Genomic DNA, 11,826 nt, shown 5'->3' on the forward strand with positions numbered 1-11,826 from the left:
GATGTTCAAACGGCAAGTGTGCAATGACCAAACGGAGACAAAAAAAGCGCAGTCCGAACGAGCGGACCGCGCCTGCGAAAAAATCAGGTGTGTAATTTCTTATTTTGCCAAAACCAGCAGTGAAAACCCGCCGACTGCTTTCACAGCTAGTTCCGGATTGACGGTGTACAAGACCTTTCTAAACGAGTTGACCATCTTTCCATTGAAATTGTGCCGGCCATAGTTCAATTCAAGCTCCGAAAGCGTGTAGAACCAGTCGACTACTTCCAGACCGCAATCTTTCAGGGTGTTGATAGCCATTTCGCGGGTAAAGTGATGAATATGCCCTACGGAATGCCGCAATTTCATCAGGTGACCAGTGAAAGCAGCCAGGGCCGAGAAATCCAGCGGGATGTGAAAAATCTTGTATTCCGCATGGCGGGCGCTTTTCCGAATGAAATCGAAATAGTTTTCGACATGCTCAAAAACGTCGATCATGAGCAGGAGGTCGAACTTTTCGTTTGTTTCCAATAAATCATTGTTAAAGAATTTCAAACGATCTTTTTCCCGTGACTTGCAAAACTCATAGGCATCCGGCGAAATATCGTAACCATAGAGCTTCACGTCCTTATCTTCCCAACGGTCATGGAGTTGGTTGAGAATCTCCCCCGCACCGCAACCGATCTCTACAATCGATTTGGGATGCAGGTTGTTCTTTCTCAGCATTTTGATGACTTGGCTGGCCTTCCAGGGGGAATCTTCAATGTGCCAGCTGGGGTTGGCGCTCAGATAATCAGATGAAGCATTTACATAATCCATAGTTATGTGCGAGTTGTCGATTTTTGAATACCGAATTCATTCAAAGACTTGCAAAGTAAGTCACAATTGAAAATCACGCTTCTCAAATGTGTTAAGTGCCTGGATCAGTTATTGTAAGGTAAATTTAAAAACAATAATAACGATGACAATGCATGAACGCCAACAACTCGAAGATAAAATCCTGGCAAAGAGGCAGCAAATCGATTTTGAGCGAGCCAGCCTGGAAGAAATGATCGCGTTCTCGACAGAAAACCGCGAGAATCCCGATGTGATGGAGGAGGCGAAGAATTTTGACGACCCGGCACAAAACGTGGCTGAGGGCGCGGAAATGAAGGCGCTGAGGGCCGCTGAACAGGAGTTGGAAGAACTGCTGCGTCAACTGGAGGCGCTGAGGGATAAATAAGCACTCATTCCAGCGAGCTTACTGGTACTGATACTTCTACAGTCGTAGAATCTGATTCTTTACCGCTTACTTTCCCAATCCCGAAATCGCCGCGATTGACTTTAAACTTCCCATAAAACAAGTGCTGATCACCCGCACGCGTGAATGCGAACGGGATCGCTATGTCCTTTTTCGTTCCTCTCAGTTCGAGTTCGCCACGGACAACGAAACCGGTATCGGTCCGGCTTACAGACTTTGACGCGAAATAAATGCGCGGGTACCTCTCGGCGTCGAACCACTTCTCGCTTCTCGCATGCTTGTTTTTCAGCTCGATTCCGGTGTCGATCGATGCTACATCCACAGATACTTCAAACCGGGAATCCTCGGGATGCATAGGATCAAAACGAATATCCCCCTCCATTTTCCGGAAAGAACCATGTGCATATCTGCCGTCGAACCTGATCTGATAACCTTCGGTGATTCGCCATCCCGCAATCATGGCAAATGCGTACCCACTCATTATCAATAAATTGATCACTGTTAAATACTTTCTCATTGTCAATTTTAACCTCACCGGGCTGGTATGCGCTTACTTTTGATCGCGGATGGGTTCACTCCGCGGTATTTTTTAAATGCGACCGAAAAATGGTGTGCGTGCTCATATCCCAGCATGTCTGAAACCTCCTCGACAGACCGCGATGCATCGAGCAACAGCTGCTCGGCATAATCCATGCGTAGGTTACGCAGGTAACCAAAAACTGTGGTGCCGAACAATTCCTTGAATCCCTTTTTTACTTTGAACTCATTCAACAGGCAGATGCGCGACAGCTCCGCAAGGGAGAATTCTTCCAGGAAATGCGTATCCAGAAAATATTTAAGCTGAAACAATTTGTCCTTGTCGGCGGCCGAAATAGTGCCCATTTGCTGGGGCCCGCGGAACTGCTCAATCTGTAAAGCCAGCAATTCCAGCATTTTGGATTGGGTCATCAGGTTACGAATGGCCCCGGTCTGCCGGCATTGTTTCACATCCCGGATCAAGCTTTGCATAAGCGGCGTGGTATTTGCGGTGCCGGTAATACCTGAAAATGGCCTGTTGTAAAGTAAGTTCTGCTGAACTCGCTCGCTCCAATGATCGTCGCACCCGATAATGTCCGCAAAAAACGCCTTATCCAGGCTGATATGGAACATTTCGAGGGAATCGTTTGCCGCAACCCGATTAATATCCCCACCCTCGGGTGAAAAAACCAGGTTATGCCTGCCCGGCCTCATATTCAGCTCGTGCGACAGGCCCTCAAAAGTGGTATCCAGCCTTCCCGCCATATGGAAATTGATATTAATCGTGTCAACCGGTGTGCTATCATACAGGATCACATCCTCCTGCGACGTCCAGTGCAGGTTCATCACGTGCATATGCGGGAAAAGCAGGCTCCTGAACTTCATCTCACCGACCTTCGGATGATAGCGCGTCAGCACCTCGCCCTGGTTATCTACCCGCGCACCCGGTATGACCGATTGCGGGTTAGGTACCGGGTTGAAATCAAGGATGTCGGCGGAATGAATGAGTGTAGCCATAGGACGGGACGGTTTTAACACAACACGAAAATACATGCGCGACTGCCTCCCGCCTGCTTCTTAATGAGTGAACGGCCCAATTAATCGACGAAATCCGTTTGTCGTAGGTTTTAATCCGTTTTGCGTAGGTCTTTGCCGTATTACCTTCCGCATTTTTGCCAAAAACTTCAAAGCCATGATCAGAAAAATCTTAAAATGGACCGGGATTTTCCTGGCCGGAATCTTGCTCGCAGCGGTTACCAGTTACACTTACATGTCGGTCTCGATGAAAAGCCGCATGAACAAGGCCTACGTATTTGAAAAAGAAACCATTGAAATCCCGACCGACAGCGCTACCGTTGCCCGTGGGAAACACCTGGTAGCGATTAAAGGCTGTCAGGATTGCCATGGGAATAGTCTCGAAGGCAAAGTCATGAACGATGACGGGGCTATCGGTCGGCTCGTAGCGGGTAATCTCACACAGGGAAAAGGAGGATTGCCGGACAACTACGACGTTTCGGACTGGCTTACAGCGCTACGGCACGGCGTTCACCAGGACGGCAAACCGCTTCTTTTTATGCCTTCCCACGAAACAACACTGCTCTCCCGGCAGGACATGGCCGCACTCATCGCCTATTGCCGCCAGATACCGAAGGTGGACAATACGCTTCCCGCAAATGACCTGGGCCCGGTTGCCGTTATCATGAGCTATCTGGGCAAAATGCCCCTCCTGTCCGTTGAAAAAATCGATCACAACAAATCAATGATCGCCCGGGCGGATTCGACCGAGGGAGCAGCACAAGGGAAATATCTTGCCGTATCATGTTCGGGATGCCATCGCGATAATTTCAAAGGAGGTGAACCGCTCGCGCCGGGCTTTCCGCCGGTGCCCGACATTACGCGGGCAGGGCACGTAGGTAAATGGACAAAGGCGCAGTTTATCGCAACGCTTACCTCCGGGAAAACGCCCGAAGGCCATGTTCTCAAAAATGAAGATATGCCCTGGAAAATGACAGCGCAGTATACGCGTAGCGAACTTTCTTCGCTTTACGACTTCCTGCAATCCATTCAATAAGCAACGGGGCCGGATTTGATGTCCGGCCCCGTTGTTTGTATTATTCCTCTCCTGTCGCAATGGGTCTGTCTGTCCTCGACCATTCACTCCACGAGCCTACGTACAGGCTCGCCCCGTGCAAACCCGCCTCCGCGAGCGCCAGCAGCGTATGGCACGCGGTCACGCCCGAGCCGCAATGCACAATCACCTTGCGCGGGTCCTTATCGGCAAATGCTTCCTTGTATTTCGCAGCGAGGTCGGCGGGCGACATGAATTCGCCATTACCATCCAGATTGGAGGTATAAGGTATATTGACGGCACCCGGGATATGGCCGGCAACCAGGTCGATCGGTTCGCTTTCGCCCAGATAGCGGTAATGTTCCCGGACATCGATCACCATCGCCTCGGGATCGGCCGCGGCAAGCGCCACGTCGTCGGCATCCACCAACGGCATTTGCCATCCTTTGATCGGATATTCTTCCAATGCATGCAGAGAAGCTGCTTTTTCGGTCAAATCGATTCCCGCCTCCGAGATCGCGTCAAGCCCGCCACTTACGACGAACACCTTTTCATGGCCGGCCGCTTTGAGCATCCACCAGAAACGTGCCGCCGCATTGGCGCCTTTTTTATCGTCATATACAACCACCGTTGAAGAAGGGCTGATACCTAGAATCCCCAAAAAGCGCCCGAAATCATTCGGCTCAGGAAGCGGGTGCCGGCCGCCATTGGACGGGTCGCCCGTCTTCTCCGATAAGTCGGTTTCGAGGTCTACAAACTGCGCATTTTCGAGGTGCGCATGGTTGTACCGTTCCAGAGCATCGGTCCCTCCCCGTGCGTCGATCACGATGGGGTCTTCATTTTCCAGAATGGTTTTGAGCTGGTCTGTTGTAATGATATTCATGTCCGGGTCATTTGAAAAAACTTTGGTAAATAAAGTCACTTTTGATAAGTTTTTCCCAATCTCCGCAACCTATTGGGAAAGATTTGATTTTTTATGGAGAAAATTTTTCTTGAAACGATCGGGGCGCACCAGCGGATCATTTTGAAGGTAAGCAGGATGTACCGCAACACGCCGGAGGACCAGCAGGACCTTTTCCAGGAAATCGTGTACCAGCTCTGGCGCGCTTTCCCGGGGTTCCGGAACGAATCGAAAATCACGACCTGGATGTACCGGATCGCGCTGAATACGGCCATGGCCTCCTACCGGAAGCAGCGACCGCCCATTTCGCTCTCCGAACATCCGCCCGACCTTGCCGACACACCGGATACCATTTCCGGCCGGGAAGAATGGCTCTTCCGCGCATTGCGAACGCTGAGCGAATCGGAGCGGGCGCTCATTTCCCTCTACCTCGAAGATTACTCCTACGCTGAAATAGCTTCGGTCACAGGCATTTCCGAAAACTATGTAGGTGTAAAGCTCAATCGCATTAAAGAAAAACTCAAAACACTTTTAACTTCAAAAAGCATATGAATATCGATGATCTTAAATCGGGCTGGCAAAATACCGGACACGGACCTTTTTCGGAAAAGGAGCTCGCCATGATGACCCGCGTCCGCAATCACCCCTCGCTTCGCAAACTGAGGATCAAACTCATGACGGAAATAGTAGCCCTTACTGCTTTACTGTTCCTCTTTTATGATGGCTTCGATGGGGCGCAGAAGCCTTTGGCAGTCAATATCCTGCTGATTGCCAGCATTGTTCTCTATATCGTTAATAATGCATTGAGTTACTTTCACATCCAAAACCCATTGGTAAGCGGGAATATCCGGGAAGCGGTGGCCAGACAGGCGCGCTCATTGAAGATGTTGGCTGTACTGTCGTTATCATCGTCGGTCGTGTACGCGGCTGCGCTATTATTCTTTCTGACTTATCAAACGGCTTTCGACCAGCGCAAATACATCATTTTGAGCGCATTAATCGTCACATTTCTTCTGTTGTTTTACTATTCATGGATCAGCTGGCAAAGAAAAATCGCGCATTTCAGGCAGTTGGAAGCAGATTTTTGACATTTTAGCAGGATTAACAATCCATGCCATGATTTGTCAGGAATTCACAGAAGACGACATTAGTTTCCTCCCCGCCCTCGAACCAGAGGGCTGGGGCGATATCCGCCCCCGGTTTCAGTTCTTTTTAAAATCGGAATGCTGCAAGCCGATCAAGATCGTCGAAGACGGCCGGCCCGTTGCGGTAGGTACCTCCATTTTTCACGGCGACACGGCCTGGTTGGCGTGTATCATCACACATGGGGAATACCGGAACAAGGGTCTCGGAAGCGCCATTACCCGCGGGCTGATAGCGAGCGTCGACCGGAACCGCTACCCTACTATTTATCTCGACGCCACGGAGTTTGGCTATCCGGTATATTTGAAACAGGGTTTTGAAGTCGAAGGCCAGTATGCGCATATGCGGCGGGAGGACGATGCGCCGGAACGGCAATCCTCTCCGCTGATCCGCCCGTTTATGGAAAATTTTCGCGAGGCGGCGTACGCCATCGACCGCATGGCGTCCGGTGAAGACAGACGCGGCGTTATGGCCGAGTTTCTGGCCGACTCCTTTATATATGTGGATTCAAATGAGGTGCTGCAAGGCGTTTATCTGCCCACTTGGAGCGACGGGCCGATTGTAGCTACCAACGATGCCGCTGGTTTTGCCCTCATGCAACTGCGCGCAGCATCCAGGCCATTTGCGATTCTGCCGATGGGCAATACGGCCGGACTGAAATTTCTGCAAGAGCATGATTTCCATGTGCGCAAGACTTCCCGCCGGATGATACTTGGTCCGAAGAGAGTCTGGCACCCCGAGCACCTTTACAACCGCATCAGCGGTGCTTTGGGTTGATCAGCGCAGGGTCAACTCGCTGATTTTAGAAAATTCGGTATGCGGCGCCATGGCCCTGACAATCCCCTTACGGTCCACCAATATGAAATAGGGCGTCTCGCTGATCTTGTAGCGGTGGTTGAAACCATACGATTCCGGAACGGGAATGAAACCACAGTTCCGTTTCGGGATCGCTTCCAGGCATTCCTCCTCGGTATTGAGCGTGGTGCCGAGGGAAACTATCTCTATTCCTTTTCTTTTATTCTCATCCACAAAATTGGAAATCACCTTCGTACTGGCGAGCGTGTAGAGGGGCTTTTCATAGCGCACCCAAAAGCCGAGCAGAATATACTTTCCCCGCAATTTGTCCGAATCATATTCTCTGCCATCCAGCCCGCGCATGACAAAAGGGGCGATCGGCTCGCCGACCTCCGGCATCAGATCGGGATTATTCATTACCGAACCGTCCTGCTGAACGTACAACTGGCTCTTTTTGATGATTTCGAAGGATGATGCCTTCCCATATTTATCGAATATCGGCTGGGTTTTGTACTGTCCCGGACTACGTTTGAGCATATTATCGTAGGTCTCGTAGCTGATCCGCTTGCCGGTAGCGTGATCGATGATGGGCGAATCGCGGTTCATTACAAACTGCTGACTCACTTTGCCGTTGTAGCGGGTTACCTTGGGTTCATCGGATTGACAAAACGCTGAAAACCTGGCAGATCCGACAACTACCAGCAAACAAATGGAAAATTTACGCAAACGGCTCACAAACATTCTGCCACAAAAGATTGTATTAGTATCACAAAATTGATATTTTCATGCACAAATAATCACCAGGCATGACCTCCTAATAACTGGTAATTGCCATTCGATATTTTAGGCCTATTTAACAAATTGCAAATTTTGGTATGTACGAGCGGATCCGGGAGAAGTTGGGGATTCTGGCCGATGCTGCAAAATACGATGTGTCCTGCTCATCGAGCGGCAGCAACCGGAAAAATGAGAACAAGGGAATTGGAAATGCAGAAGGAACGGGGATCTGTCACACCTATACCGAAGATGGCCGGTGTGTATCGTTGTTGAAGATACTGCTTACCAACCACTGTATTTACGACTGCGCGTTCTGCGTTTCGCGGCGCAGTAACGATATCAAGCGGGCCGCTTTCACCGTGGAGGAAGTAGTGGAGCTGACGATGAATTTCTATCGGCGCAATTACATCGAAGGGCTGTTCCTGAGCTCCGGCATTTTCAAAGATGCCGATTATACAATGGAAAGGCTCGTTCGTATCGTGAAAAATCTCAGGCATGAAGAGCGTTTCAATGGGTATATCCATTTGAAAACGATCCCCGGTGCAAGCGACGAGCTACTTCACGAAGCAGGTATGTATGCGGATCGGATGAGCATTAATCTGGAAATGCCGACGGAAACCGGCCTGAAACTGCTCGCCCCCGAAAAGTCACACGCGGAGGTGAAAAAACCTTTGAAATACATTCAAAACAATATTATCCGGTTTGAAAGTGAAAAAGCGCTGATCAAAAGCGTCCCGAAATTCGTGCCGGCCGGGCAGAGTACCCAAATCGTCGTGGGCGCCACGCCGGAATCAGACAAGGAGATACTATATACAGCCCATTCATTTTATCAGAATTTTTCGCTAAAACGGGTTTATTACTCGGGCTATATTCCGATCAGCTACGATGCGCGGCTCCCGGCAATCGGCTCTCAACCGCCTTTGATCCGCGAAAACAGGCTGTACCAGGCCGATTGGCTGATGCGTTTCTACGGTTTTAAGGTACAGGAAATCCTGAATGACTTTCATCCGAACCTCGAAGCGGACGTCGATCCGAAACTAAGCTGGGCGTTGCGCAACCTTGACCAGTTTCCGGTAGACATCAATACGGCCGACTACTACATGATCCTGCGCGTGCCGGGCATTGGTGTAAGTTCGGCGCTAAAAATTGTCCAGGCACGGAAATTCGGGCGTTTGTATCAGTACCACTTGCGCCAACTCGGTATTGCGTTCGGCAAGGCGCGGCATTTTATCCGGTATGCCGACAGCCCTGTTCAATTGAGAGAATATGAAGCGGGACACATTAAAGGGCTGATCCTTTCCGAAAGCAAGAGCAAATACAAGAAGAACCCGCTTAACCAATTGTCGCTTTTCTGATGGAGCTCTATATTTTCGATGGTTCGCTGGAAGGGTTACTCACGACCGTTTTCGAATGCTACCGGCGAAAATCGCCGGCAATAAAGCTGGTAACCGAAGCTTTTCACGTTCCTGATGTTTTCGATCCGGGCTACCGGGTCATCTCCGACCGCGCAAAGGGTAAGCGGGTTTGGAAAGGGCTTTGTAAGAAATTGGGAAAAGAATGGCAATTCCGGTTCTACAATGCTTTCCTCTCCGAACAGCCGGAGACTTATCAGCATCTGCTCAATTTAGCCAGGTATGTTATAGATCATCCGTCGGGCGCGTGTGAGAACTTCGCACATCCCGATGTACTGGCCGTTTCCCAAACAGCGCAGAAAGTCCATCGCGAAAAACACCGGATGGAAGCCTTTATACGGTTCCAGAAAACCGGCGACGGCATCTACTACGCCCATATTGAGCCGGATTTTGATGTACTCCCTCTCCTTCCCGAGCATTTCCAGAACCGCTATGCGGATCAGCGCTGGATTATTTATGATCTGAAAAGAAAATACGGGCTCTATTACGATCTCGAAAAAACGGAAGAGATCGAGCTCGACACAGCGCCGCAAATGTCGATCGTGAACACCCTTCCCTCGGGTTTGCTGGACGAGAAAGAAGAACTGTATACTTTACTGTGGCAGGATTACTTCAAAAGCACCAATATTCAGGCGCGAAAAAACACGCGCCTGCACGTAAGGCACGTGCCACGACGCTATTGGAAGTACCTTTCGGAGAAGCAGGGATAGATTTCGCTGATAATCAATAATTTTTTGTGCTTGTCGCCACGGTTAACATAGCGGGCCGTGTCTCGGAAAATGTAGCCAATCCAAGTTCGGATTGGCTTTTCCGACGATTCCGTTGGAATGTCCATTCAACCACATTTCCCTGCATGCGATGAAAACTTTTACGCTCGTTATTTGCTTTCTGCTTTCAGCAATTGCCTCCTATGCTGCCGGGCGCACGACCGCCGAACCGTTTACCATTTGCCTTGAAGCCGAAAATGCCGATGGCAACGGGCCCATCTCACCGGATCCCAATGCTTCCAATGGCCTGACCCGCGGCGCCCGCGATTCGTCGGCTTATTGGGTGACCTACCAAACCGACGTTCCGATTACCGGCAAGTACCTGATCACCCTTCGATATTATGCCGAGCAAGATTCGCCCGTGAATGTGGCAGTCAATAACGGCACAGCGACGCAGGTGAATCTTCCCGCTTCAAATTCCTGGAACATTGTATGGCGCGAACATACGTTTGAGGTAGACCTGCACGCCGGGAATAACTGGATCCGCATTTCGGAGCTGCCGGGATACAACGTCAGACAGGATAAGACCTGCTGGACGGAAAATGGCCCAAGCGATCCGAACTGCGACTTTGACGTAACCGCGTCGGTATCCGACCCTACGCCGCAATGCTCCGAAAGCATTACGTTTACCGCAAATTGCTCAGGGCCATGCGATGGCGTAACGTACGACTGGTCGGGTGGCGGACTTAATTTTTCGGGCCAGTCTGTCTCTGTGCCTGCACCTAATGTGGGCGCGGCATATAATTATTTTCTTACCGCCAGCAAAGAAGGTTGCGGGCCGATGACTTCGAAGGTTTTGGTTACGGTCAGCTGCGATCCAACCCCTACCGGGCCATTCAGCACTTGCGTGGAAGCGGAAAATTCGAACAGCGACGGCGAAGTCACCGACGACCCCAATGCGTCGAACGGCAAGACCCGCGGCACTCAGAACGGCCCGAGCTATTTTGTTGAATATCAAATCGATGGTGTAAAAGTAACAGGACCACACCAGGTAACGCTGCGTTATTATTCGACGCAGCCTACCGGCATTGCGATCAGCGTCAACGGTGAGGAGACTGCGCCGCTGACCGGTCTGGCCGCATCCGGCTCATGGAATGTCGTGTGGGCTGAAAAAACCTACAATTTCACCTTGAAGGAAGGCAGTAATAAGATCCGCATATGGAGTGGATTTGGTTACCCCGTGATCCGTCAGGACAGAATTTGCGTTACCGGAAGCGGTGGAACCGGAAACCCGCCGACGTGCGATTTTAGTATCGAGGTGGGCGCCTCGACGCTAACGCCAGCATGTTCGACGACCGTATTCGTGGGTGCTGGTTGTACCGGTGCCGATTGCCCGTCGGTATCCTACCAATGGCTTGGCCAGGGCATGAATTCAACATTTGCTTCCGCTACTATTTTGCCACCTTACACCAATGGCACATTTACCTACACTTTAATTGCTACGAAGAATGCCTGCGCACCGGTTGTCAAAACGCTTGATATAACCGTCAGCAATTGTGGCCCCTCCGGACCATTCAACGTATGCACGGAAGCCGAATGGTCGGCCAGTAACGGCCCTACCACCAGTGATCCGAACGCATCGAACGGACAAACAAAAGGTGCCCAAAACAATTATGATTACTACGTGGAATATTACGTACCGGATGTGCCCGTGTCGGGGCTGTATCCCGTTACATTGCGTTACTACGCCGAGCCGAATGCACAAGTAAGCGTGTCAGTGAACGGAAACGTGGCGATTCCTGCCTTGCAGTTACCTCCCACTTACAGCTGGAACATCGTGTGGCGCGAAGAGACATTCTACGTCAATCTGCCCGTCGGCAACAGCAAGATCCGCATTCAGGGATTGCCGGGCGCTGCTACCCGCCAGGATAAGCTTTGCGTTCGGAACGTCCAGAACAATGCACGTATGGCGGTACCGGAGCTGGTTCAGGGACAGAGCGATACACCGGCGCTACAAGCCTACCCTAACCCCGCCACTGGCGAATTTAAAGCCTTATTCAATCTGAAAACAGGTGAGGCTGCAACGATACGGGTAACCGACGTTCAGGGTAAGATCTGGCATACGCAGGGTGTGAAAGGCAAGGGCGCACACGAAGAACGCATCAAGCTCGACAATGCGCCGGCTGGTATCTACATTCTCCAGGTGAAGAAACCGGATTCGGTCGAAACGAAGAAAATTTTACTCACACGTTAAATGCAAAAGCGGTTGCCCATTCCCAGGCAACCGC

The 11,826-nt window shown here is 50.7% G+C and carries 13 protein-coding genes; 8 read left to right on the forward strand and 5 right to left on the reverse strand.

Annotated features, from left to right (window positions below; translation table 11 throughout):
* Positions 1-99: 99 nt before the first annotated feature.
* Positions 100-798: a bifunctional 2-polyprenyl-6-hydroxyphenol methylase/3-demethylubiquinol 3-O-methyltransferase UbiG gene (locus tag J7619_RS09035; protein ID WP_291197140.1), complete on the reverse strand. Its 699-nt coding sequence runs from the start codon at positions 796-798 to the stop codon at positions 100-102.
* A gap of 148 nt (positions 799-946) precedes the next feature.
* Here J7619_RS09035 and J7619_RS09040 point away from each other — a divergent pair, with 148 nt between their 5' ends.
* On the forward strand, positions 947-1,201 hold the full coding sequence (locus J7619_RS09040; protein WP_291197142.1) for a hypothetical protein: 255 nt from the start codon (positions 947-949) through the stop codon (positions 1,199-1,201).
* Positions 1,202-1,205: 4 nt separating this feature from the next.
* Here J7619_RS09040 and J7619_RS09045 read toward each other — a convergent pair whose 3' ends face one another.
* Together J7619_RS09045 and J7619_RS09050 are read right to left on the reverse strand one after the other, a co-directional pair.
* On the reverse strand, positions 1,206-1,700 hold the full coding sequence (locus J7619_RS09045; protein WP_291197144.1) for a YceI family protein: 495 nt from the start codon (positions 1,698-1,700) through the stop codon (positions 1,206-1,208).
* Positions 1,701-1,750: 50 nt separating this feature from the next.
* Positions 1,751-2,752: an AraC family transcriptional regulator gene (locus tag J7619_RS09050; RefSeq protein WP_291197146.1), complete on the reverse strand. Its 1,002-nt coding sequence runs from the start codon at positions 2,750-2,752 to the stop codon at positions 1,751-1,753.
* A 175-nt stretch (positions 2,753-2,927) separates the two neighbouring features.
* Here J7619_RS09050 and J7619_RS09055 point away from each other — a divergent pair, with 175 nt between their 5' ends.
* A complete protein-coding gene (locus J7619_RS09055; RefSeq protein WP_291197148.1) occupies positions 2,928-3,806 on the forward strand; it encodes a c-type cytochrome in 879 nt (292 codons plus the stop codon).
* A 40-nt stretch (positions 3,807-3,846) separates the two neighbouring features.
* On the opposite strand, the gene J7619_RS09060 is transcribed toward J7619_RS09055, so the two are convergent.
* Positions 3,847-4,686, reverse strand: coding sequence for a sulfurtransferase (locus J7619_RS09060; RefSeq protein ID WP_291197150.1), 840 nt, complete (start codon positions 4,684-4,686; stop codon positions 3,847-3,849).
* A 93-nt stretch (positions 4,687-4,779) separates the two neighbouring features.
* On the opposite strand from J7619_RS09060, the gene J7619_RS09065 reads away from it, so the two are divergent.
* From J7619_RS09065 to J7619_RS09075, 3 genes are read left to right on the forward strand one after another with little or no spacing between them, the layout of a single operon-like run.
* Positions 4,780-5,256, forward strand: coding sequence for an RNA polymerase sigma factor (locus J7619_RS09065; protein WP_291197152.1), 477 nt, complete (start codon positions 4,780-4,782; stop codon positions 5,254-5,256).
* Complete coding sequence (locus J7619_RS09070) at positions 5,253-5,792, forward strand: hypothetical protein (protein ID WP_291197154.1); 540 nt, start codon at positions 5,253-5,255, stop codon at positions 5,790-5,792. Before J7619_RS09065 ends, J7619_RS09070 begins: the two co-directional genes overlap by 4 nt.
* A 28-nt stretch (positions 5,793-5,820) precedes the next feature.
* Complete coding sequence (locus J7619_RS09075) at positions 5,821-6,624, forward strand: GNAT family N-acetyltransferase (RefSeq protein WP_291197156.1); 804 nt, start codon at positions 5,821-5,823, stop codon at positions 6,622-6,624.
* Here J7619_RS09075 and J7619_RS09080 read toward each other — a convergent pair whose 3' ends face one another.
* On the reverse strand, positions 6,625-7,347 hold the full coding sequence (locus J7619_RS09080; RefSeq protein WP_291197158.1) for a thioredoxin family protein: 723 nt from the start codon (positions 7,345-7,347) through the stop codon (positions 6,625-6,627).
* A 170-nt stretch (positions 7,348-7,517) separates the two neighbouring features.
* Here J7619_RS09080 and J7619_RS09085 point away from each other — a divergent pair, with 170 nt between their 5' ends.
* From J7619_RS09085 to J7619_RS09095, 3 genes are all read left to right on the forward strand, one after another.
* Positions 7,518-8,774 (forward strand): putative DNA modification/repair radical SAM protein, encoded by a 1,257-nt coding sequence (locus tag J7619_RS09085; protein ID WP_291197160.1) that lies wholly within the window; start codon positions 7,518-7,520, stop codon positions 8,772-8,774.
* Entirely contained in the window at positions 8,774-9,541 is a 768-nt protein-coding gene (locus J7619_RS09090; RefSeq protein WP_291197162.1) for a TIGR03915 family putative DNA repair protein, read from the forward strand. Before J7619_RS09085 ends, J7619_RS09090 begins: the two co-directional genes overlap by 1 nt.
* Before the next feature lie 91 nt (positions 9,542-9,632).
* Complete coding sequence (locus J7619_RS09095) at positions 9,633-11,792, forward strand: T9SS type A sorting domain-containing protein (protein ID WP_291197164.1); 2,160 nt, start codon at positions 9,633-9,635, stop codon at positions 11,790-11,792.
* The last annotated feature ends 34 nt before the right edge of the window (positions 11,793-11,826 follow it).

The sequence above is a fragment of the Dyadobacter sp. genome (genome assembly GCF_017744695.1).
Lineage (GTDB): Bacteria > Bacteroidota > Bacteroidia > Cytophagales > Spirosomataceae > Dyadobacter.